The organism is Bartonella alsatica (assembly GCF_013388295.1).
Lineage (GTDB): Bacteria > Pseudomonadota > Alphaproteobacteria > Rhizobiales > Rhizobiaceae > Bartonella > Bartonella alsatica.
The window spans coordinates 20,565-45,208 of the sequence record NZ_CP058235.1 but is presented as its reverse complement, the minus strand read 5'-3'; the positions used below and the strand labels follow the sequence as shown (position 1 = coordinate 45,208).

Annotated in this window: 22 protein-coding genes and 1 pseudogene; 8 read left to right on the top strand and 15 right to left on the bottom strand. The window is 36.1% G+C overall.

Going from position 1 to position 24,644, the window contains the following annotated elements:
• Positions 1–234: 234 nt before the first annotated feature.
• From gltA to HWV54_RS00205, 6 genes are all read left to right on the top strand, one after another.
• Positions 235–1,530, top strand: coding sequence for a citrate synthase (gene gltA / locus HWV54_RS00230; RefSeq protein ID WP_005865357.1), 1,296 nt, complete (start codon positions 235–237; stop codon positions 1,528–1,530).
• Positions 1,531–2,340: 810 nt separating this feature from the next.
• Entirely contained in the window at positions 2,341–3,093 is a 753-nt protein-coding gene (locus tag HWV54_RS00225; protein ID WP_176953543.1) for a transporter substrate-binding domain-containing protein, read from the top strand.
• 420 nt (positions 3,094–3,513) lie between these two features.
• Positions 3,514–4,266, top strand: a complete 753-nt coding sequence (locus tag HWV54_RS00220; RefSeq protein ID WP_176953542.1) for a transporter substrate-binding domain-containing protein — start codon at positions 3,514–3,516, stop codon at positions 4,264–4,266.
• 80 nt (positions 4,267–4,346) lie between these two features.
• Positions 4,347–5,066 carry an ABC transporter permease gene (locus HWV54_RS00215; RefSeq protein WP_005865359.1) on the top strand — a complete coding sequence of 240 codons (720 nt, stop codon included), beginning with the start codon at positions 4,347–4,349 and terminating at the stop codon, positions 5,064–5,066.
• Positions 5,066–5,773: an ABC transporter permease gene (locus HWV54_RS00210; RefSeq protein ID WP_005865360.1), complete on the top strand. Its 708-nt coding sequence runs from the start codon at positions 5,066–5,068 to the stop codon at positions 5,771–5,773. Before HWV54_RS00215 ends, HWV54_RS00210 begins: the two co-directional genes overlap by 1 nt.
• A 79-nt stretch (positions 5,774–5,852) precedes the next feature.
• On the top strand, positions 5,853–6,626 hold the full coding sequence (locus tag HWV54_RS00205; protein WP_040296379.1) for an amino acid ABC transporter ATP-binding protein: 774 nt from the start codon (positions 5,853–5,855) through the stop codon (positions 6,624–6,626).
• Positions 6,627–6,640: 14 nt separating this feature from the next.
• Here the strand turns inward: HWV54_RS00205 and lpxB are convergent, their stop codons facing one another.
• From lpxB to HWV54_RS00140, 13 genes are all read right to left on the bottom strand, one after another.
• The gene (gene lpxB, locus HWV54_RS00200; RefSeq protein WP_005865364.1) at positions 6,641–7,846 is read right to left on the bottom strand and encodes a lipid-A-disaccharide synthase; all 1,206 of its coding nucleotides are present in this window, start codon (positions 7,844–7,846) and stop codon (positions 6,641–6,643) included.
• Positions 7,839–8,711: an LpxI family protein gene (locus tag HWV54_RS00195; RefSeq protein WP_005865365.1), complete on the bottom strand. Its 873-nt coding sequence runs from the start codon at positions 8,709–8,711 to the stop codon at positions 7,839–7,841. The genes lpxB and HWV54_RS00195 overlap by 8 nt, the downstream gene beginning before the upstream one ends.
• Before the next feature lie 2 nt (positions 8,712–8,713).
• On the bottom strand, positions 8,714–9,538 hold the full coding sequence (gene lpxA / locus HWV54_RS00190) for an acyl-ACP--UDP-N-acetylglucosamine O-acyltransferase (protein WP_005865367.1): 825 nt from the start codon (positions 9,536–9,538) through the stop codon (positions 8,714–8,716).
• Positions 9,539–9,561: 23 nt separating this feature from the next.
• Positions 9,562–10,029 carry a 3-hydroxyacyl-ACP dehydratase FabZ gene (gene fabZ / locus HWV54_RS00185; RefSeq protein WP_005865369.1) on the bottom strand — a complete coding sequence of 156 codons (468 nt, stop codon included), beginning with the start codon at positions 10,027–10,029 and terminating at the stop codon, positions 9,562–9,564.
• 1 nt (position 10,030) lies between these two features.
• Complete coding sequence (lpxD, locus tag HWV54_RS00180; protein WP_005865371.1) at positions 10,031–11,077, bottom strand: UDP-3-O-(3-hydroxymyristoyl)glucosamine N-acyltransferase; 1,047 nt, start codon at positions 11,075–11,077, stop codon at positions 10,031–10,033.
• Positions 11,078–11,141: 64 nt separating this feature from the next.
• Positions 11,142–13,538 (bottom strand): outer membrane protein assembly factor BamA, encoded by a 2,397-nt coding sequence (gene bamA / locus HWV54_RS00175; RefSeq protein ID WP_005865373.1) that lies wholly within the window; start codon positions 13,536–13,538, stop codon positions 11,142–11,144.
• Between the two features lie 205 nt (positions 13,539–13,743).
• On the bottom strand, positions 13,744–14,892 hold the full coding sequence (locus tag HWV54_RS00170; protein WP_005865375.1) for a M50 family metallopeptidase: 1,149 nt from the start codon (positions 14,890–14,892) through the stop codon (positions 13,744–13,746).
• 15 nt (positions 14,893–14,907) lie between these two features.
• Positions 14,908–15,723: a phosphatidate cytidylyltransferase gene (locus HWV54_RS00165; protein ID WP_005865377.1), complete on the bottom strand. Its 816-nt coding sequence runs from the start codon at positions 15,721–15,723 to the stop codon at positions 14,908–14,910.
• A gap of 710 nt (positions 15,724–16,433) precedes the next feature.
• Positions 16,434–16,994: a ribosome recycling factor gene (gene frr / locus HWV54_RS00160; RefSeq protein WP_005865379.1), complete on the bottom strand. Its 561-nt coding sequence runs from the start codon at positions 16,992–16,994 to the stop codon at positions 16,434–16,436.
• A gap of 39 nt (positions 16,995–17,033) precedes the next feature.
• Positions 17,034–17,753, bottom strand: a complete 720-nt coding sequence (gene pyrH / locus HWV54_RS00155) for a UMP kinase (protein WP_005865381.1) — start codon at positions 17,751–17,753, stop codon at positions 17,034–17,036.
• Between the two features lie 155 nt (positions 17,754–17,908).
• Positions 17,909–18,832 (bottom strand): translation elongation factor Ts, encoded by a 924-nt coding sequence (tsf, locus tag HWV54_RS00150; RefSeq protein WP_005865383.1) that lies wholly within the window; start codon positions 18,830–18,832, stop codon positions 17,909–17,911.
• A 106-nt stretch (positions 18,833–18,938) separates the two neighbouring features.
• Positions 18,939–19,712 carry a 30S ribosomal protein S2 gene (gene rpsB / locus HWV54_RS00145; protein ID WP_005865385.1) on the bottom strand — a complete coding sequence of 258 codons (774 nt, stop codon included), beginning with the start codon at positions 19,710–19,712 and terminating at the stop codon, positions 18,939–18,941.
• Between the two features lie 159 nt (positions 19,713–19,871).
• A complete protein-coding gene (locus HWV54_RS00140) occupies positions 19,872–20,696 on the bottom strand; it encodes a cell envelope integrity EipB family protein (RefSeq protein ID WP_005865387.1) in 825 nt (274 codons plus the stop codon).
• 146 nt (positions 20,697–20,842) lie between these two features.
• Between HWV54_RS00140 and HWV54_RS00135 the strand changes: the two genes are divergently transcribed.
• A complete protein-coding gene (locus HWV54_RS00135; RefSeq protein WP_005865389.1) occupies positions 20,843–21,304 on the top strand; it encodes a RidA family protein in 462 nt (153 codons plus the stop codon).
• Between the two features lie 139 nt (positions 21,305–21,443).
• Positions 21,444–21,866, top strand: coding sequence for an HIT family protein (locus HWV54_RS00130; RefSeq protein WP_005865391.1), 423 nt, complete (start codon positions 21,444–21,446; stop codon positions 21,864–21,866).
• Here the strand turns inward: HWV54_RS00130 and clpA are convergent.
• Together clpA and clpS are read right to left on the bottom strand one after the other, a co-directional pair.
• Positions 21,863–24,226, bottom strand: a complete 2,364-nt coding sequence (clpA, locus tag HWV54_RS00125; protein WP_005865393.1) for an ATP-dependent Clp protease ATP-binding subunit ClpA — start codon at positions 24,224–24,226, stop codon at positions 21,863–21,865. The genes HWV54_RS00130 and clpA overlap by 4 nt on opposite strands.
• An 8-nt stretch (positions 24,227–24,234) precedes the next feature.
• A pseudogene (clpS, locus tag HWV54_RS07120) lies at positions 24,235–24,610 on the bottom strand (ATP-dependent Clp protease adapter ClpS).
• Between the last annotated feature and the right edge of the window lie 34 nt (positions 24,611–24,644).

Sequence of the window (24,644 nt, the reverse complement as noted above, 5' to 3'; positions counted from 1 at the left end):
ACACACAAATACCTTTATGCAAATATGCAAATTGTAAAGTTAGCTTCTTTTCTCAAATCGTTGAAATATATATTTGGTAAAATTACAAATAAAAATATTTTTTAGATTGCATGAGCCAACTTTTAAGGTAAATCTACTCTTCAATATAGCTAGGAGAAACTTTACTCATATATCTCCCTATCTTATGAAGCAATATCTTGATTTTAGGAGCAAATGATCTGAAAGGAATATCTAATGTCTAACAATAAAGCACACCTTATAGTGAATGACAAAAAAATAGAACTTCCTGTGCGTAAAGGTACAAGTGGACCTGATGTCATTGAAATTGCTTCTCTTTATAAAGAAACAAATACTTTTACTTATGATCCTGGTTTTACCTCAACTGCTTCTTGTGAATCAAAAATCACTTATATTGACGGTGATAAAGGGCTATTGCTTTATCGTGGCTATCCTATTGACCAACTTGCTGAAAAAGGAGATTTTCTCGAAAGCTGTTATCTTTTACTCTACGGTGAACTCCCAACACAACAAGAGAAAAATGATTTTGACCGCTGTATTATGCAGCACACAATGGTCCACGAGCAATTTGCGCGTTTTTTTCATGGATTTCGTCGCGACTCGCATCCTATGGCCGTTATAGTTGCATGCCTTGGAGCTATGTCTGCGTTCTATCACGATTCTATTGATATTACAGATCCTCAACAAAGAATGATAGCTTCTATTCGTCTCATCTCCAAAGTTCCTACCCTTGCTGCTATGGCTTATAAATACAGTATTGGACAAGCATTTGTTTATCCACAAAATGATCTTAGTTACGCTGCAAATTTTCTCCGTATGTGCTTTTGTGTTCCTTGTGAAGAATATAAAATTAATCCTGTTCTTACTCGGGCAATGGATCGAATCTTTATCCTTCATGCAGATCATGAACAAAATGCCTCTACATCTACTGTACGTCTTGCAGGCTCATCAGGAGCTAATCCGTTTGCATGTATTGCAGCAGGTGTTGCATGCCTTTGGGGACCAGCACATGGTGGAGCCAATGAAGCATGCTTAAAGATGCTACAAGAAATAGGTTCTGTTAAGAGAATTCCTGAATTTATTGCACGTGCAAAAGATAAAAATGATCCTTTCCGCCTTATGGGATTTGGTCACCGAGTTTATAAAAATTATGATCCACGTGCAAAAATCATGCAAAAAACCTGTCATGAGGTTTTAAAAGAACTGAACATCCAAAATGATCCACTTCTTGACATCGCGATAGAACTCGAAAAAATCGCTCTGAATGATAAATATTTTGTCGAGAAAAAACTTTATCCTAATGTCGATTTCTATTCTGGTATTACATTAAAGGCTTTGGGCTTTCCAACTAAAATGTTTACGGTTCTTTTTGCATTAGCACGCAGTGTTGGTTGGGTTGCGCAGTGGAAAGAAATGATTGAGGATCCCGCACAAAAAATTGGTCGTCCTCGCCAGCTTTATACAGGTTATACTATGCGTGAATATATTCCTATGGATAAACGTATAAATTAAAGAAATAAAATAACACTTAATAAAGCTTCAATTTACTAAGGCTTTATTGAAATGTGAAGAAAATTTTCTAATGACTTTACTCGGTAAATTAATAGAATAATCTGAAGACTCTTTTCTAGATGCGCAAGGTTTTTACCCAAAAAGATGAAGGATTTTACTTACAATCCTTATCTACTCAATGAAAAAAGAACTTCATATTACTTCATCATCATTGATCCACGTGCTAAAATTCTGCAACGTTAAGAATTTTGCTCTCTCTGCTCCTAAAGTTTTGTAAAGGAATAAGCAAAATGCTATTATAACTAATACCAAATAATTCCTATTTCTCTTCAAAAAATAAAAAAATGAAATAAGCTCTTAAGACTTTCCTACCCAAACTGAAATTTTACCAATACAGTGTGTAAGAATTACTATTTAAACACCTTTCTTATCAATTATTTTTTTATATCAAGATCTAAGTATCGTTACAATAATAGCTATGATAAAAATATTTTACCTTTGTTTTCTTAAGAGCTAAATCTTTCTTTGTGCTTAAGTTTTTTTCAAAGCTAAAGTCTATATTTTTTGAATAAAATGACGAAAAAGTCGTTTCGTGTAAATAATCATACAATATAATCAATGAATTGTTTATCTCTTTCCTGTGCTTAACATACTCACACTTGAAAAATAAATAATTTCTTTGATAATGTTGTTTAACATCATAGTAGTAAAACGAATACAAATAAATTTTTGCATTGCTCCTAGAAGAGCTTACAGATTATAAATATGTGGCAATCTCATATTTCCTCGTTTATTCAACAGGAGAACATAATGAAATTATTAGCAATAGCTCTTACAATAAGTGCAACATTATTTACCCAATCTGCCTATACTCAAACGCTTAAAATTGCAAGTGATGCTTCTTATCCTCCATTTAGTTATATTGACTCAAATAATAAACCTCAGGGGTTTGATATTGATATATCTTATGCACTTTGTAAAAAAATGAACGTTGAATGTACTATCGTCACTCAAGACTTTGAGGGAATGATTCCCGGTCTTCTTGCAAAAAAGTACGATGCTATCATTTCTTCTCTTGCTCCTACACAAGAGCGCTTACAGAAGATTGATTTCACAGATCCTTACTATAACACAACACTTGCTGTAATTGTTACCAAAGATTCAGAAATTAAAGAGATCTCAGCAAAAGCTTTTAAAGGTAAAAATCTTGGTGCACAATCAAATACAACACAAGCTGCCTACGCAGAAGATCATTATGCTTCTGAAGGAGTGAACATTAAACTCTATCCTACAGTAATAGAAGTGAATCGAGATCTTTTAAATCGTCGGCTTAATTTGATGATCTGCGATAAAATACACGCTCTAAACTGGCTTGAAAATGAAGGAAAAGATTGCTGTCGTCTTTTAGGAATTCTGGAAGAAACAGAATTTCCTATTGCAATTGCTATACGTCAAAATAATAATGATCTTAAAAATAAGTTCAATGAAGCGCTAAAAGAAATTCGTTTGGATGGGACTTATGATAAAATTATGAAAAAATATTTTTCATTCGATATTTATTAAATATCGATCTGAACTAAAATTAGAAAAACCGTTTATTTCTAAAAAATATTATCTCACTCTTTATAAGGAGATCAAAAACAATTAAGAATTTAACATTTTTGTTATTTTTTAGAAGATAATATACAAATCTATCAAAAGGGCAATTTTTATATATTTCTAATAGCTGAGCATCACACAATAAAAATGACGAAAAAATCGTTTCATATAAATAATAATACACCATAATCAATGAATTGTTTATCTCTTTCCTGTGCTTAACATACTCACACTTGAAAAATAAATAATTTCTTTGATAATGTTGTTTAACATCATAGTAGTAAAACGAATACAAATAAATTTTTGCATTGCTCCTAGAAGAGCTTACAGATTATAAATATGTGGCAATCTCATATTTCCTCGTTTATTCAACAGGAGAACATAATGAAATTATTAGCAATAGCTCTTACAATAAGTGCAACATTATTTACCCAATCTGCCTATGCTCAAACACTAAAAATTGCAAGTGAAGGTTCCTATCCTCCATTTAGTTATATTGACTCAAATAATAAACCTCAGGGGTTTGATATTGATATATCTTATGCACTTTGTAAAAAAATGAACATTGAATGCACTATCGTTACTCAAGACTTTGAGGGAATGATTCCCGGTCTTCTTGCAAAAAAGTACGATGCTATCATTGCTTCTCTTGCTCCTACACAAGAGCGCTTACAAAAGATTGATTTCACAGATCCTTACTATAACACAACACTTGCTATAATTGTTACCAAAGATTCAGAAATTAAAGAGATCTCAGCAAAAGCTTTTAAAGGTAAAAATCTTGGTGTACAATCAAATACAACACAAGCTGCCTACGCAGAAGATCATTATGCTTCTGAAGGAGTAAATATCAAACTCTATCCGACAACAATGGAAGTTAATCGAGATCTTTTAAACCGTCGACTTGATATAGTTATCTCTGATAAACTGCAAGCATTAAGCTGGCTTGAAAATGAAGGAAAAGATTGCTGCCGTCTTTTAGGAATTCTGGAAGAAACAGAATTTCCTATTGCAATTGCTATACGTCAAAATAATAATGATCTTAAAAATAAGTTCAATGAAGCGCTAAAAGAAATTCGTTTGGATGGAACTTATGATAAAATTATGAAAAAATATTTTTCATTCGATATTTATTAAATATCGATCTGAACTAAAATTAGAAAAACCGTTTATTTCTGAAAGAACTTTTATCATAACTCTTTATGAGGTGAGCAAGAATGATTGAAGATTTAGCATTGCTATCATTTAGCAATGGAGGATGGGGTATGGTTATACTGTCTAGCGCAGGAATGACGTTATCATTAGCTTTATGCTGTGCGCTCTTAGGACTTCCCTTAGGTCTTCTAACCGCTGTAATGATTCGATCCAATATTAAGATAGCTAAAATTATAGCTACCCTCTTTTCATCAGTCTTCCGTGGATTACCAGAGCTTTTAACCTTATTTTTAGTTTACTACGGATTGCAGAATATTATTCAAATTATTCTTGATTATCTTAATGTTCAAATAATGTTTAGCATAAACGCTTTTGTTGCTGGTGTTCTGGCACTCAGTATGGTTCTTGCAGCTTTTTCTTGTGAAGTTTGGCTTGGAGCATTTAATATTTTTGATAAAGGTCAATATGAAGCAGCTAGAACTTTAGGACTTTCACGATCAACAACGTTTTTTCATGTTGTCTTTCCTCAGCTCATCCAAAATGCTTTACCAGGACTTTCTAATAATTGGCTTACTTTACTTAAAGATACATCCCTGGTGTCAACCATTTCACTTGTTGACCTTATGCGACAAACGAATTTAGCAGTCGCAGCCACTAATAAACCTATGCTATTTTATTTTGTGGCATGCTTACTTTATTTGTTATTTTCAGCATTTTTTTCTGCAATCCTGCACTATCTGAAAATATACACTCAAGCAGAATATCGAAAGGTATCAAACTAATGATTCCTGAGTGGCTTTATTTTCTTTTTAATCCTGCTCTTTTAAACCGTTATGGGCCCAAATTTATTGAGGGCTTTCTTGTTACTATCGAGCTTGTTGTTCTTGCTTGCTCCATTGGCTTTTTTCTTGGTATGCTTATCGCGTTTGCACGTTTGTCAAATAACAAGTTTTTACAATATGTTGCAGAGGCTTATGTCTATTTTTTCCGCGGATCTCCTTTACTAGCCCAACTTTTTCTTTTTTATTACGGACTTGGTTCAATAAATAACTTCTGGCAACAAGTTGGTTTATGGTGGTTTTTTCAAAACGCATGGTATTGTTGCATTTTCATTTTTGCTCTTAATTCTGCTGCTTATCAATCCGAAATCTTTAAAGGGAGCTTTCTATCTGTAACAACTGGACAACGTGAAGCATCAAAAGCATTAGGATTGAGCAATTCTGTAACATTTTTCAGAATTATTCTTCCGCAAGCAATGGTTTTAGCATTACGCCCCCTAGGCAATGAGTTAATTTTAATGATTAAATCCAGTGCCATTACTTCACTCGTTACTATTTATGATTTAGTAGGAATCGCCAAACTAACTTATTCACGTACATTCGATTTCCAAGTTTATGTTTGGGCTGCTCTTATCTATCTTCTTACCGTTGAGTTCATTCATCGCTTTATTGTTCTTATCGAATACCATCTAACCCGATATTTACGATAAATACAATAATCATAAAAATCCTTACTAAATCAAAACATTAAATTAACAAATTTATTTATCAATGAAAGAATACAACAGGATGAATTTGGAAAATAATAAATCTGTCTATACTGCTCAAAACTCCGTAATTTCTATTCGGAATTTAAATAAATGGTATGGAGATTTTCAGGTTCTCTATAACATTAACTTCGACGTTAAAACTGGCGAACGTATTGTTATCTGTGGTCCTTCTGGATCAGGAAAATCAACTTTGATTCGTTGTATTAATCAATTAGAAAAAGCACAAGAAGGTTCAATATGTATCCATAATATTAATATTCATGCTGCTCCTCTGTATCAGCAAAAAAATGTTCTTTCTAAAATAGGAATGGTCTTTCAAAACTTTAATTTATTTCCCCATATGAGCGTTATGCAAAATTGCATTTTAGCACCTATGACTGTTCAAGGACTTTCTAAACAACAAGCACAAGAAAGAGCAATTCGTTATCTGACAAATGTTGGCATTGAAAAACACTGTAATAAATATCCTTTACAACTTTCTGGCGGACAACAACAACGTGTTGCGATTGCTCGTGCACTTTGTATGGAACCTGAAGTGATGCTTTTTGATGAACCAACGTCGGCTCTTGATCCAGAAAGTGTCGGAGAAGTTTTAGAAGTTATGGTTCAATTGGCAGAGACAGGTATAACGATGCTCTGTGTGACTCATGAAATGGGTTTTGCACGTGAAGTCTCAAAAAGGATCCTTTTTCTAGAAAATGGAAAAATTATTGAAGATACCGCTTCTGACGAATTTTTTACCAATCCTAAGAGCCAGCGGGCTCGTGAGTTTCTTGCTAAAATTAAACATTAATTATCAACGCTGTTTTATCTGCACAATTTTAAGTGTTTTATTTTTTCGAGAAGATTAATTATCGTTTGTGCTCCAACAACTCCCGATGGTACTTCAGTTTTCATTTTCTGTTCCACTATTTCAAAAGCATCGAGTTGTGCCTGTCGTAATAAAGGATTATACAAAAGCTGTTCTATTTGCCTTGCTAACATGCCAGGGCGTAGAAATTCGTTAAAATATTCCGGCACAATAGGCTTATCAGAAATAATATTTGGGAGAGCAGCACTCCATAACATCACTTTGGAAAAAATGAATAATCTAGAAAAAAGATCAAGCTTATAGCAAAGAACCATTGGAATTTTTGCCAATGCTAATTCAAGTGAAACCGTTCCAAGAGCTGCAAGTGCAACATCAGCTTCCGCAAAAGCACACCATTTTGCATCTTCACCAATAACAACTTCTACTTTGCTTTTCCAGTCCTGTAAAAAATCATGAATTTCATCCACCAAATGCGGTAAGGTTGGTAAAATAATACGTAAATGAGGGATGCGTTGTCCAAGAATTTCCACTGCTTCCCGAAAAATCGGCATTAAAGAGCGAATCTCCAAATTGCGTGATCCAGGCAAAATAACTAACGTCGACGATAATGTTTGTTCACCACACAAGCATCTTTTTTCTAATTGGCATTTTTTTTTAAATTGGGCAGTCAGGAGCGGAGGATATGTTAAAAGACGATGTCCAACATAAGTAGTGGCAGGACCTCCCAAATCCTGCATAATCTTTTCTTCAAAAGGAAAAACTGCTAAAATATGGTCAACAAATTTACGCATAGCTTTAGCTCGCTTTGGGCGCCATGCCCAAACGGTTGGAGCAATGTATTTAATAATAGGAATAGAAGGTGCTAAAATACGCACCTTTTTTGCAACACGATGAGTAAAATCTGGACTATCAATAATAATTAAGCAATCGGGCTTCTCTTGAACGATAAATTTGGATAGATTATGAATATGCAACAGCAATAATGGCAGTTTTCTTACCACTGCTCCTAAACCAATTAAAGAAATATCATGAGAATTAAAGAAGCTTTTTAAACCTAATGCTTTTAAATGTCTCCCACCAACACCAATCAAATGAATATTATATCCTGTCTGTTGTAACAAACAAGAAATCAAATCTGCTCCAAGTAAATCACCAGATTCTTCGCCTGCAACAACAGCAATTTTTAAGAGACAATTATTCATGATCAAATTTTTCAAATGTTTCTATAAACAGGGAATATTCATTGGCTTTTTCTATTGTTGTTTTTACTGATAATATGAGACTTTTATTTGCTTCCATCGCAATGCCAGACAGCCCACTTTTGGCAATATTCATTATTGTTGTAGGCCCAATTGATGGTAGATCAACACGATAATCTTGTTGCGGTTTCGCACATTTAACAAGAACTCCACCTTTAGGCGGAATTTGCTCTCTTTCTCGCATTTCACAAACTCGCCACAGCATATTATCAGTTCCCTCTGCTCCCTCAACTGCAATTACCCTTCCATTTATAGCTACTGCTGCTTGCCCAATATCTAATTGACCTAAAAGCTTTGCTGCTTTTAATGCTAAGGAAATATCTTTTTTCTCTTTTTGAGTAGCCCTCCGTAATGTTAAATCAAATTTTACTGGAGCTAAAAGATCTGGTACTATCTCATGAGCACCAATAACATAAAAACCATGCGCTTCTATAATCCTTATAAAAGCTTTTAATAATGCATCATCCCCCTTTTTCAAAGCTCCGATTAATTTAGGAAAAGCTAAAAATGTTGTCCAATCGAGTCGCAATTGTGTAAGAAGTGGCCGTTTTTTTACACCACCTGCCAACACAATATTACAAATTCCTGCTGTTTTTAAGATTTTAACGAGTCGAGCTAATTCGACAATTGACAACTCGCAATGCTCATAACGATAAAGCTCAGTATCTGCCTCATCACGCAAAAGCACAAGAAAAGGATTCTGACCATGTCTTTCAAGTTCTTGCGCAACAGTGATAGGTAGAATACCATTTCCTGCTATAATAGCAGTACGGCCGGAAAAAAAACTTCTGGTACCAGAGACAGGCATTTTTAATCCTTGCTCTCTTTTATTTTATTACCTTCAAATTTTGGAGTACAATAAAAACGTTTTCCTTCTTCTTTAATAAAATTAACTACATCAACAACAGACTGAGAAGTAGAATAGAAAGAAGCAACATCACTGACACGCTCTTTAAACGGCTTACTATGATCAAAAAGCATAGAAATCGCATGGCGTAATGCGTGAATATCTTTACGTTCAAGGCCTGCACGCTTCATACCAATAATATTTAATCCTGCAAGTTTTGCCTGCACACCAACAGCCGTTCCGTAAGGAATTAAATCACCAACCAGTGCGGATACACCACCAACAAATGCATGATGCCCAATACGAACGAACTGGTGAACAGCAGCACCTCCACCAATAATAACATAATCACCAACAGTAACATGACCAGCAATCATCGCATTATTTGCAAATGTTACATGATTTCCTACATGACAATCATGGGCGATATGTGCATAACAAAAAAATTGGCAATTATCACCCACAATCGTCATTCCCATACTCGAATCAGAACCTCTATGCATTGTTACACCTTCACGAATCGTACAATTTTTACCAATAGAAAGTGTTGTATGCCCTCCTTTATGTTTATTATTTTGCGGATCTGCCCCCAAAACTGCATGTGAAAATACTTTACTATTACCCCCTAACATCGTGTTTCCCATTATTACAACATGACTCATCAAGCTACATCCATCGCCAATAACAGCCTCTGAACTAATATGACAAAATGGTCCAACTCGTACATTCTCACCAAGCTGCGCTCCCTTTTCCACAAGAGCCGTTGGATGGATTTTCGTACCGGACATTTTTAAATTCCTATTAATATTGTTTATTCTTCATCGATAATCATCGCAGCAATTTCTGCTTCAGCGACGCGGACATTCTCTACTTTTGCAACACATGAAAAACGTCTCATGCCAGATCTTTTTTTTAAAAGTTGAACATGAATCTTTAGTTGATCACCAGGCACAACAGGCTTACGAAATTTTGCATTATCAACAGTCATAAGATAAACCAAATTTGTTTGCTTATATCCTAAACTTAAAAGTGAAATTGCGCCCGCTGTTTGTGCCATAGCCTCTAAAATCAATACTCCAGGCATAACTGGCTTTGCAGGAAAATGTCCGATAAAATGTGGTTCATTAATCGTTATATTTTTAATACCAATAGCTTCTTGCTCACCACTAATTTCAACGATGCGATCAATTAATAAAAATGGATAACGATGCGGTAATATTGATAGCAATTTTTCAATATCCACAGCCTCTAAATTTCTAATTTCTTCGGTGTTGATCATATTAGCGTTTCTCCTTTTTAACTTTGCCAATATTACGCAACGCCGCTACTTCCCGAAACCATTGCTTAAATGGCCGCGCTGGACTTCCTCCCCATTTTTCTCCATCTGGAATATCATTCATAACACCACTACCAGCAGCAATTTGAACGCATTTACCTATTATAATATGATCTGCTACCCCAACGCTCCCACCAAGTTGAGACATATCACCTATTGATGTACTTCCAGCAACCCCGCATTGGGCAGCAATAAGACAATAGCGACCAATTTTTACATTGTGTGCAATCTGAACTAAATTATCAATTTTGCTCCCTTCACCAATAATGGTATCGTCAAATGTTCCACGATCAATTGTTGTATTCGCGCCAATTTCTACACCATCCTCAATGATAACACGACCAAGTTGGGGGACTTTTTCAATTCCGGAAACACTGCCAACATAACCAAAACCATCCTGCCCAATGCAAACACCAGGGTAAAGTTGAACTCTATCACCTATTAAAGAATACTGAACTGTCACTTTGGGACCAATATAACAATCACGTCCAATACGACAATTTTCACCGATAACAGCCGTAGATGAAATAAGAGTTCCTGCTCCAATCTCAACATTTCGGCCAATAACAGCTCCCGCTTCAATACATACATCATGTGCAAATTTAGCACTTGGATGAATATGCGCATGTGGTGAAATTTCTCTCTGTCCAAACCAAGGCATTGGCTTCACAGAATCAGGAAATAAGATGCGTCCAATTTGGGCAAAATCACGCTGCGGTGTGGATGTAACCAAAATAGCCATAGATTCAGGAACTTTAAAAACGATTTCATTTGTACAAAAAACAGCTACAGCAGAACTTCCGACTAGAGCATCAGAAAATTTTCGGTGCTCTACAAACACGAGAGAACCTTCCACAGCACTCTCAAGTGAAGAAAGAGTATTTATAACTGTGTTAGAAAACTCTGGATTAAGAAGTTTTGCACCTGTCAACTCTGCAACATTAGCAACCGTCAATCGCCGGGACGGCGTAAAAAAAAATGTATCCGCCATCAAAACACTTTCTCCCCCAGCCTAACCCATTCTCTACAATTTCTCTCTCTAAAGAAAACTCAAATTAGAACTTCGTAGAAATACCAAAGTTCAATTTTTGCAAACGATCACCTTCCTGCTTTGTTACTGGCCAAGCATAATCAAAACGGAGTGGACCAAATGGTGAGTCCCACATCAAGCTCACACCTGCAGATGAACGCCAAAAAATTTTAGTATGTGTTACAGGCGTTTCACCCTGAAAAACAGGTTGATAATTATTTCCATAGAGCGTTGCAACATCCATAAATAAAGCACCCCGTAATCCTAATCCTTCAGGCACAACAGGTATAGGAAATTGTACTTCAGCAGTTGCATTCATATATGTCGTTCCCCCTAAGAAATAAGCTTCACCTTTATTGGAAATCTGACGGGGACCTATTCCATTGTATTTGAATCCTCGAATCATATCAGTATTTATTTTAAACATATCAAAGATACGTACACCATCTCGGCTTAGTCCGTGAATATATCCACCCCCAAAGGAAAGTAAACCGACAAGATCCATTTGTTCAGAAAGCGTTTTATACATCATTGCTTTACCAGTTGTCTTCAAGAACTTTGCACTTCCGCCAAGCCCCGCATACTCCTGAAGAATACGCACGTACCACCCATCATGCGGATTTTTCATATCGTCAATAGTATTATAGGTCAAACCATAACTAATTGATGAACGTTTCCAAGGGCTATGCTTGGCTGCTTGAACAATTGCACCAGAATACTTTTCATATAATCCTATTATATTAGCCTCTTTGCTTAAATCATACTCTTTACCAAAATCATATTCTTCTTGCACATAAGAATAAGCTAAATTCGCAGATAACTGATCATTAATGGGTAATGAAAACCGAAGAGTCCCACCAGTTTGTCGTACATCATATGCTTTATCAGCACGGTAAGTACTACGAAAAATATCAACACCAGCAGATAAACGATACCCCAAGAAATAAGGATCAACAAACGACAAATTATAATTACGAGATTTCTCTTGCCCAGCCCCTAATCCTAAACGAACATACTGACCACGTCCTCCAAGATTACGTTCTGTAACAGATACTTCAAGTGACATACCAGGACTTGTACCACCTGTTGTATATGCTCCAGACAAAGAAAGATCTCCTGTTGGAGCTTCAATAACATCTATAACTAAAGTAACCTGATCAGATTGATCTGTAGGAATCATTGAAATATTAACAGCTTTGAAAAAGCCTAAACTTTCTAAACGACGCTTTGCTCGCTGCACTAAAGTTTGATTGTAAGCATCCCCTTCATTTAAATCAATCTCACGGCGAATGACATAGTCGCGTGTCTTTTCATTGCCACGTATTTCAATACGCTGAATATAAGCGCGTGGACCTTGTTCAATGTTATATAAAATCGAAATTGTGTGATTTGCCAAGTCACGATTTCCCCGTGGCTCAATTTTAGCAAAAGCATATCCAGAATCAGCAACTTTATTATTAATAATTGCAATAGACTGCTCAATGTCCTCGGCACTATAAATATCACCTGACCGGGTTTTAATAATCCCCTTTACGGACTGAATATCAATCCCATCAATATCACTTTCAACCTGAACATCGCTAACTTTATAGCGCGCTCCCTCATCAAGAATAAAATAAATTTTATATGTATTACTCGCTTCATCAAAAATTGCTTTAGAAGAAACAACACGAAAATCTGCATAGCCACGATTATAATAAAAACGACGAAGAGCTTCTTCATCAGCCGCTAAACGTTCTTCACTATAAACATCACCTCCCAACAATAATGAAAACATTCCTGAAGACTTTGTTGAAATTACATCACGCAAACGTCGACTCGCAAAAGCATGATTCCCCTTAAATATGATTTCACTAATTTTTGTCTTTCGGCCTTCTACAACATTAAATACCACATTTACGCGCCCTTTTCCCAGATTAATAGTTTGAACTGTCACAGCGATATTATTACGACCAACAGTTTTATAAGCTTCACGAATCGTATTAACATCCGCTGAAAGCTTAGCAGAATTAAAAGGCTCATTGGGCTTTAAAGAAATGAATCGTTTAAGATCAGGATCTTTTAGAGATTTATTCCCCTGAAACAACACTTGATTCACAACCTCATATTCCTTAACGAACACAACCAGTTTATCACCAACCTGATTTATTTTTACATCATAAAACAGACCTAATCCAAAAAGACGCTTTACCGCAGCATCAACATCGCTACTGGAAAAATTCTGGCCAGCTTTAATATCTATATTGTCTCGAACTGCCTGAGCACTCACAAACTTATTTCCATGAACCTCAATAGAACGAACTACAGAGGCCTGTACCTCTCCAACCATCGTAATTGACATAAAGGCTGTTGCTGGAGCAATCATTCCCATACCTAACACCAACACAGATGTTGCATTTAAAAACTTTGAATTCATAGTCATTGGCTTTTTTTACCTTATCTTATTCCCTGAACATCATGCTTCAAAAAGCTAACCGCCATAACAACTCTTTATTTCACAGCGAGACTTTTTATCCTTAATTACTGATTATAATAAACAACGCCACAATATTTCGTGGACATGGTAAACGACCTTCAATTCATTTTTTTATTATTACCCAATTTATAAAATGTTTTCCATAATTTAATTAACTAAACCAACAAAAATAATCATTAAAAAGCGTAAAAATCACAAATAAAAGGATAATGAAAAAACCTAAGTGAAAAACAATTTCCCGAATTTTAGCAGATACTGCTCTTCCAGTAAGGATCTCCATAATGTGCAATAATAAATGCCCACCATCAAGTGGTGGAAGAGGAAAAAGGTTAATAAGTCCAGTAGCTATCGAAAGAAAAGCTGCAAAATTCAGTAAAGAAACAAAACCTGTTTCACTTACTTTCCAAGCAATTTTAACAGTCTTAGAAGGTCCATTTAACCGACAATGATCTTCTTTCCCCCCTAGTAAACGACTCATAAAAAAAATTGTTTGGGTAACAATAAAAGTAGCACGTTCCAATGCTTCTCTTATAGCTCTTATAAAACCATAACGGATATGTTTTACATAAGCTGGATCTAAACGCATAGAATTATTCGGATCAACAGGAACCCCTACACCTATTATACCACTTTGAGCCCGATTACCAAATCCATCATCTCGTTCGACTACTTTTGGTATAATTACCCTCGTAAATACTTGTCCCATACGTTCTATTTTAAATTCTATAGGATCTCCACCATGAAAAGCCACATAATTCATCAAATTTTCAAAACTTTCAACCCGTTGACCATCCATTTCAACAAAACGATCACCTAATTCCAAACCTGCTTGAAAGGCAGGAGAATCTTTTACCAAAGAACCAACAACTGGTTCAATAGTTACACGACCATAAATAAAGAAAAAAAATGTTAAAATAATAACAGTGAAAAGGACATTGAATAAGGGGCCAGCAAAAACAGTTACTGCTTTTTTCCAAGCATGCGCATTAACAAATGAACCATCAACAGTCTGAGATAACTGAAATGATGGCACATTCGTTTCCTCTTCATCTCCAATAAACTTTACATAACCTCCTAAAGGAATAAGCGCTAAACGCCACTGTGTGCCGTGCTTATCTGTATATCTTACGATTTTTGGCCCAAACCCAAGCGAAAAAACTGATGCCTTAATACCGCACCATCGCCCAATGAGATAATGCCCAATTTCATGCACTAAAATGATAATCATAAAAACAAAAAGAATACTCAAACTTCTTAAAATTAAGTCACTCACAGTGATCATATGATTTAAAAGTTCCAAAATATCTCCTCCCAATTAAATCATACAAAAGAGATTAAAAGGTGTATTCATATCAGACATAAACGAACCAATTAAATAAAGAAGAAAAGCAGCCCCAATTAATCCATCCATACGATCCATAAATCCACCGTGTCCAGGTAATAAAGAACTGGAATCTTTTACAGAAAATCGTCTTTTTAACCAAGATTGCCCTAAATCACTCAATTGCGAAAAAATTGATAAAATAAAAACAAGGAATAGCACAAAAAAATTGGTTAAATTTACGTCAAAAAATTGAAAAGCAATCAATAGACCACTAGAAACTCCCACAAACGTACCACCAATTGCTCCTGTCCATGTTTTATTAGGAGAAAATTGTGGAGCTAATTTAGGACCACCAAATGCGCGTCCACTAAAATATCCAGCAATATCTGTTCCCCACACTATCATAAACAAGAAGATAACAATTCGGAATCCTAACGTTTCATGTCCTCGTAAAAAAGATAAAGCCACGACAGGAAAAGATGCGTATAAAAACCCCCCAGAAACCCATGCACTCTTTTCCATAGATCCAATAGCTAACACTGCTGCAAAAGCTATCAAAACACAAAAAATCAATGAAGCCGATACACTCGATACCAAAAAAGAGCCAAAAACTAAATAAAAAATACTCGCTAATACTTTTTGTGAAATACACCACATCTCTTTAGTGATACTAATCCATTCATAAAGAATAAAACCTCCAATACTCCACACAAATAAAAAAAAGAAAGTTCCTCCAAACCAAGTTAAAAACAAAGCAATAATGCCAAAAATAAAAGCCGTCAGAATACGATAAAAAAGATTAGACAAAATAACATCCAAACGATAAAAACAAAAAATACAACTCAAAAACTAGTGCACGTAAGAAACTTTGCTACACAGTGTTTTTATATTCATATTTTTGCAAATTTTGTAAAATTTAACATAAATAATCCGCGCTACCAAGATAGCATTTATAATAGCGAACCAGTCAAAAACTATACAATATATATCAAGATCAAACTTAAAATATGTTTTCAAACACCACTACTAACCCTAAAAATGAGAAAGCCGCTATTCACTATCTATGTGAATTATGAAATTTTAAATCTGATATTCGCTTCATATAAAAGCATTTTTCTAAAAAACTACCAATCATCTAAAAACGAATTACCTCAAGCATAGATCCTTTAACCTATATCACTGCATCTCTCATAATGAAAAGTAATAGCAAGATTAAGGCATCAACCTTTGCATCACCTCTTCCCCAAAATCTGCATTGGGATACTTGAAGATCTTCAATAAAGATATTTTTATCATGTAACTCAACAACAATCTTTCATTGTCCTGTTCAATAGAAAATCTTATCCAATGTACATATAAAGAACTAAAAATATCCACGACATCAAATCAATCTTGTCTCTACAGAATACAGCTATCATTTCCCCACACGATGCTATTAACAGTTACAAAACTTCCTATTTTCACCTATAAAGGACGTTACACAACACAAATACATATTTTTCTAACAAAAAATCGCCTTAAACGTGCATAATTTCAAATTCTTTCACAGCTAAAATTTTATCAATATCAGCAATCGTCTCATCCGTAAGTTTTTGAACTTTCTCAGACAGGCTATGCGCTTCATCTTGACCAATTTCACCTTCTTTTTCTAATTTTTTTAAATTATCCAAACCATCCCGGCGAACATGTCGGGTAGCAACACGAGCTTGCTCTGCATATTGATGCGCAATTTTTACAAGTTCTTTACGGCGCTCTTCATTTAATTCAGGTAAAGGAATACGTAAATTTATACCGTCAGTGATGGGATTTAAACCAAGACCAGAATCACGAATAGCACGTTCTACAGCTCCTACCATAGTTTTATCCCACACAGAAACTGAAAGCATCCGCGGTTCTGGAACAGAAATATTCGCAACCTGATTTATATGTACAACGGAACCATAGGCTTCAACTGTTATGGGCTCTAATAAACTGGTAGAGGCTCGTCCAGTTCGCAAACCACCTAACTCATGTTTAAAGGCGGAAATAGCACCATCCATGCGACGTTTTAGATCATCCATAATCGATGTAATACTCATACTCTCTGTCTCCTTCAATTATACCTTGAAGCTTATTCCTTATTCTGATACTATTGTAAACTTCCCAGTTCCATTTAATACCTTAGCTAAACCACCTTTTTGATGAATAGAATATACAATAATCGGTACATTGTTCTCGCGTGCTAAAGTGACCGCCGTTGTATCCATAACAGTCAATCCCCATTGTAAAATCTCGACATGTGTTAATTGGTCAAAACGCTTAGCTGTAGGATCTATCTTTGGATCTGCAGAATAAATACCATCCACTTGTGTTCCCTTCAAAAGAACATCTGCACCAATTTCTGCAGCACGTAAGGTAGCAGCAGAATCAGTAGTAAAAAATGGATTACCCGTACCGCCAGCAAAAATAACGACTTTCCCTTGATTCATATAACCTATCGCTTTACGCTGTGAAAAACTCTCACAAATTTGTGGCATAGCAATTGCAGATAATACAACCGTTTCAACTCCTAATTTTGACAATGATGTCCGCAACGCTAAAGAATTAATAGCAGTTGCAAGCATTCCCATATGATCACCTGTCACACGATCTCCACCGTGCGAAGCAACAGCAACTCCACGAAAAATATTTCCCCCACCTATAACAATAGCGACTTCCACTCCCATCGCTCGCACTTCAGCAATATCAGCAGCAATACGATCTGCAACGGAAACATCAATTCCAAAGCTCTGCCCTCCCATAAGAGCTTCACCAGAAACCTTTAAAAGAATACGCTTATATTGTAGCGTTAATGTCATTGATAATCTCCCCAAAAGCATATTTATTTTTTGCTTTCAACACACTAAGGGCACCACCTTATCACGTGACGCCCTCTCAATAATCACCCTTTCTCTCACAGTGATTTTATAATCAATGTTATGTCTTCAACCCCTTAACAATAATCTACAAATAGCTATCCTTTTGCAGCTGCGGCAACCTCTGCAGCAAAATCAGTGTCTTCTTTTTCTACACCTTCTCCTAGTGCAAAACGAATAAAACCTGTTATTTTTGCTGGTGCACCAATTGATTTTTCAGCATCTTTTAAAGCTGCTTCGACAGTTATATCAGGATTCATAACAAAAGCTTGAGAAAGTAAAACAACCTCTTCAAAAAACTTACGCATCCGCCCTTCCACCATTTTTTCAATGATATTCTCAGGCTTCCCAGACTGACGCGCTTGATCTGAGAAAATCGCCTTTTCACGTTCAATAGCATTAGCATCAACGTCTACAGCTGTTAGCGCTAATGGATTAGTTGCAGCAATATGCATTGCAACCTGCCGACCAAAAGCAGCTGCAGCTTCCTTATTTCCTGTAGTCTCAATAGCAACCAAAACACCAAGTTTGCCAAGACCATCAGCCACACTGTTGTGCACATAAGTAGCAACAACACCATTTTCAACAGATAATTTAGCAGAACGCCGAAATGTCATATTTTCGCCAATGGTACCAATGGCATCTCTAATTATACTCTCTACAGTCTTCTCGGAACCAGGGTAAAGAGACGCGGAAACAGCGTCAATCCCTCCCTGTGTATCCAAAGCAGCTGTTGCCACATTACGTACAATGTCTTGGAACACATCGTTGCGCGCTACAAAATCCGTTTCAGAATTAATTTCAACTAAAACTGCATTTAAATCTTTTGATGCAACTCCGATTAATCCTTCGGCTGCCACACGACCAGCTTTTTTATCTGCTTTAGCTATCCCTTTTTTACGAAGCCAATCAACAGCAGCTTTCATATTACCATTAGTCTCTGTTAACGCCGTCTTACAGTCCATCATACCAGCGCCTGACAATTCTCGGAGTTCTTTTACTTGTACAGCAGTAATGCTCATATTTACCTCTTTATTTTGTAACGATGAAAGCGTACTACAAGAAACTCTTACGCACACCCTATACTTCTTCTTTAGAAAATAAATACCCTAACAGATGTTGTTAATACTATTCGGAAATCGGAACTGTATTTTCTAAAACAGATTCCACAAGCGCATCAGCTTGAGCACCTAAATCAACACCCATTGCACCTTGTTGGCGAGCAATACCATCGAGAGCTGCGCGAGCAAAAAGATCACAATAAAGAGAAATTGCACGTGATGCATCGTCATTACCCGGAATCGGATATGTAACGTCATCAGGATCGCAGTTGGTATCAATAATAGCAATAACAGGAATACCTAAACGTTTTGCTTCTTGAATAGCAATATTCTCCTTATTTGTATCTATAACAAATATAAGATCTGGAACAGATCCCATATCCTTAATGCCACCAAGCGCACGATTAAGCTTTTCACGATCACGTTCAAGATTTAAACGTTCTTTTTTAGTAAAACCTTGTGCTTCAGCAGCAAGAATTTTGTCAAGCTTACGCAAACGATGTATAGAATGGGAGATTGTTTTCCAGTTTGTGAGCATACCACCAAGCCAACGCGCATTAACATAATATTGCGCCGAGCGATTCGCTGCATCAGCAATAATATCAGATGCTTGACGCTTAGTACCCACAAAGAGAATACGACCACCACGCGCAACCGTATCTGAAACAAGTTTAAGTGCTTGGTGTAAAAGTGGAACAGTCTGAGCAAGATCAATAATATGGATATTATTACGCTGACCGTAAATATAGGGAGTCATCTTTGGATTCCAGCGATGAATCTGATGACCAAAGTGTACACCAGCTTCTAAAAGCTGATGCATAGTAAAATCTGGTAGTGCCATAGTTTATCCTTTCCGGTTTAACCTCCGCGGAAAAAGTAGATAAACCTACTACCGGAGGATACTTGCTAGTTTTTTATTTGCAAATACCCAAACTCCGCGTGTGGAATAGTGTAAACATACTAATATTTGATTCTTTTTCAAGCTATTTTCTACAATTCTTTAATGTTTACATTGATTTGGATTCTTCTCAACCTCGAGAAATTTAAGACTGTTCAATTTAGCACGCACCGCAAAGGTTCCATAATCCACACGAAGGTCCCTCATAACGCCGTTCTCATATAGGAGAAAACTGGTACGATAGACTGGCAAACCATCTTTTTTTTCTACATCATCAAAATAAGAAATCGTAACAGGCCAAGTTTTCTCTTCATTTAATTTTCCGATTTTTTTTGATTCAGCATCAGATAGCGGCAGCATTTTCTCCCCAATAACTACACTTTCTTTAATAACTTTGTCTGCTTTATCTGTCCCATCAAATACTGTAGTGTAATAAAAGTGTCGACCCGCTTTTGCATGTCGGATAATATTCTTTAGTTGCATAACTGGAAACTCAACTGTTGCAAGCTTATATTCTTCCTCTTTAGGCTTTTTCAGTTTAACTATAATTCCATCTCGAATACGCTCAGCTGTCCCTTCGGTACGATGAGCAACCTCTTGTCCAACCTGATCCGTAACACTAAAATGAAATGTACGACTATCACCTGTTTCATAACTCGTAGTCTGTTGATCTGTTAAGCGCACCGGCATATCTTCAATATGAATACGACTGATAAAACGAAAACGTGTGGTATAGCCCTGACATACTGAACCGGTGAGTTCATAAACCATTCGTCCAGTCATTCCCGAAATTGCCATTTCATGAGAAACACTATCAAGCTGAAAATCATAAATTGCTCGATGAGGTGCAATAAAAATGGACTCTTCAGCTCTTGCAGTACATAAAAGAACAATATATAAAATTAATATAAATAATGACCTGAACATTCCCAACTTCCAATTTTTTGCCCGCTGCATACTATCATACAACAAAGCTAAAAAGGCTAAACTTCTCAATTAACCACATATTTCCTTAAATCAGAAAATAACTCGTGCAATGGATGGTATTATAAATAGCTCATGGAGTTTAAATTATGACCGATATGATTGAAAATCGTCTAAAAAATTTTGGAATCATTCTTCCTGAAGCAGCACTTCCCATTGCCAATTACGTAACAGCTTCACAAAGCGGCAACCAACTTTTTATCTCAGGACAACTCCCTCTTTTCAATGGAAAACCAATAACAATTGGTAAAGTAGGGGGAACAGTTAGCGCTAAACAAGCAAAAAAATCAGCGGAAGTTTGTGCTCTTAACATTCTCGCACAAATCAAAATGGCTCTTGGTGATTTAAATAAAATAAAACGGGTGGTAAAAATCACTGTTTTTGTTGCTGTTGTTCCTCATTTTACTGATATTCCTCTTGTTGCCAATGGAGCTTCTGATTTACTCGTTAATATTCTTGGTGAAAACGGAAAACATGCTCGTTCTGCTATTGGCGTGACCTCTCTTCCTATGGATGTTCCAGTAGAAATTGAAGCTATTATAGAAATCTAAACTTCCAATAATGATAGCACATACATAACGTGAGATTAAAAGTAAAATCACTCTTTGTTTAACACTTTACCAACCTTTTACATTTTCCCGTTTTGAAATTAAAATTCTAAACTCAGAACAAATGAAAGGAAACATTTGTATGAAACAAGCTTATGATAATAACAATATTTTTGCTAAATTAATTCGTAATGAAATCCCTTCCGTTCGTGTCTATGAAGATGAAGAGGTGATTGCATTCATGGATATCATGCCACAAGCACCAGGCCACACACTAGTTATTCCCCGAAAAGGCTCTAGAAACCTGCTAGACGCAGATACTGAGACATTGTTTCCAGTTATCAAAGCTGTTCAAAAAATCGCTAAAGCCGTCAAAAAAGCGTTTCAAGCAGATGGTGTAACAGTTATGCAATTTAATGAAGCAGCTAGCCAACAAACTGTTTATCATCTCCATTTTCATGTTATACCACGTATGGAAGGAATAGAGCTTACCCCCCATAACAACGTTGTAACGCCTACAGAAATACTTGAAGAGAACGCACAAAAAATCCGTGCTGCTCTTTAAAGCATTTTTAAGTTGCTGAGCTTTTTTTCTCTACGCGTTTTTTTTGTAAAATGTGTTGTTTTGCTATTCTTTGCACCAACAGACATATTAGAAGTTGAAATTTTTAATTGCAGCTTCTTTTTTTCTTCGTTTGATTCATCTGTCAATACGCGAATCATGCCGCCATTACGCAATTTTCCAAATAAAATTTCGTCAGCTAATGGTTTCTTAATATACTCTTGTATAACACGACTCAATGGGCGCGCACCCATCTGAGAATCGTATCCTTTGTTGACAAGCCAAACCATTGCAGAAGGACTTAATTCAAAACAAATCCCTCGCTCAGCTAATTGTGCTTCAAGCTGAAAAATGAACTTTTGTACAATTTGTTTGATGATTAACTGAGATAAAGGTGCAAACGGAATGATTGCGTCTAACCGATTACGAAATTCTGGTGTAAAGAGCCGATTGATTGCTTCTATATCATCACCCTCACGACGCACTTTGCTGAACCCGATAACTGACTTTGCCATATCTGAAGCACCAGCATTGGTTGTCATAATTAAAATGATATTACGAAAATCAATTTTTTTGCCATTATGATCTGTTAACTTACCGTAATCCATAACCTGCAATAAAATATTAAATAACTCTGGATGAGCTTTTTCGATCTCATCCAAGAGTAAGATTGCATGAGGATTCTGATCAACTGCATCTGTAAGAAGCCCTCCTTGATCAAATCCTATGTAACCTGGGGGAGCACCGATTAAACGCGCTACAGTATGGCGTTCCATATATTCTGACATATCAAAACGTAACAGTTCAACTCCTAAAGAAGATGCGAGCTGTTTTGCAACTTCAGTTTTTCCTACACCTGTTGGTCCTGAAAATAAATAACTGCCTATTGGTTTTTCTGATTCGCGTAATCCTGCTCGCGCCAGTTTAATTGATGATACTAATGACGTAATTGCCTGATCTTGCCCATAAATAACATGTTTAAGTTCTTTTTCAAGCTTGCTAAGAATCTTCTGCTCATCTCTAGAAACTGTTTTCGGCGGAATCCTCGCCATAGCAGCAACAGTCGCTTCAATTTCTTTAACACCTATACTCTTTTTTCGTTGTTTTTTTGGCAAAAGCTTTTGCGCTGCACCACTTTCATCAATAATATCAATTGCTTTATCAGGTAACCGACGATCAATCATATAACGTGAAGATAATTCTACAGATGCCTTCATCGCTTCATTAGTATATTTGATCTGATGAAAATTTTCAAAATAAGTCTTTAATCCCTGCAAAATTTTAATCGCTTCTGGAATAGAAGGTTCGTTAACATCAATTTTTTGGAAACGCCGATCTAAAGCTCGATCTTGTTCAAAAATTCTGCGATATTCCCTGTAAGTTGTCGAACCAATACACCTAATAGTTCCAGAAGATAATGCAGGTTTTAAAAGATTTGCCGCATCCATATTTCCTCCTAATGCAGCTCCTGCTCCAATCAATGTATGAATTTCATCAATAAATAAAATAGCATCTGGATATTCTTCAAATTCCTTAACAATTTGTTTTAACCGTTCTTCAAAGTCACCTCGGTAACGCGTACCAGCAATAAGTACTCCCATATCAAGGGAAAATATCGTTGCATTTGATAAAACTTCAGGCACTTGCCCATCAACAATGCGCTTTGCCAAGCCCTCAATTATAGCAGTTTTTCCAACTCCAGGATCACCTACCAAAAGCGGATTGTTTTTCGATCTCCGACATAAAACCTGAATCATTCGTAAAATTTCTATGTCACGACCAATCAACAAATCAATTTTACCATTGCGTGCTTTATAATTGAGGTCAATACAATAAGCAGACAATGCACTCGTTACCTTCTCACCATTGTCTAAAGTCTGCTGATCTAATTGTTCTTCAAGATCCTCAAGCAACATCGATAACCCATCATCACGTGTAATACCGTGTGAAATGAAACGTACAGCATCATAGCGCGTCATTCCCATCTCTTGGAGAAAATATGCTGCATGACTTTCATGTTCAGAAAAAATTGCAACAAGCACGTTTGCTCCTGACACTTCATCTTTTCCAGCTGACTGAGCATGAATCACCGCACGCTGAATAACACGCTGAAAAAATGTTGTTGGTTTTGTATCTTCACCAGCTCTAATCTGCACATCTAATTCTGACTGAATATAGTTGGTTAAGCGCTTTCGCAATTCTTCCAGATCTACCTGGCAAGCCCGAATAACTGAACTTGCATCAACATCATCTAACAGAGCAAGGAGAAGATGCTCTAATGTTGCATATTCATGGCACGCTTGAGTAGCAATTGTTAATGCACGATGCAAAACTTCTTCGAGACTAGGTGTAAAAGACGGCATAAAATCCCTCACTTCGATTCCATTATACATTGTAACGGATGTTCGTTTTGACGTGCACACTCCCTAACTTGTTCTACTTTCATTTCAGCTATTTCATAACTATAAGTTCCACACTCACCTACCCCATTTTGATGAATATTTAACATAATTAAGTGTTACTCATTCGAATTTTTTTTAAAAAACTTTTCAAAACGAAAACAACAAAATCCATAGGTGTGTAATCATCATTAAGTAAAAAGACACGATACAACTTAGGCTTTTGAAATTTTGATCTAATTATAGGCATAATAATGGCATCGCGTCTATTTTCATTCCAATTCTTGCTCTTTTCATTATGTATAATATAGAGTATAGAATTCATATTAGCTTCTGTACTATTATCATTTCTCATGCAGCACGCTTTTTAATATCTTAATTT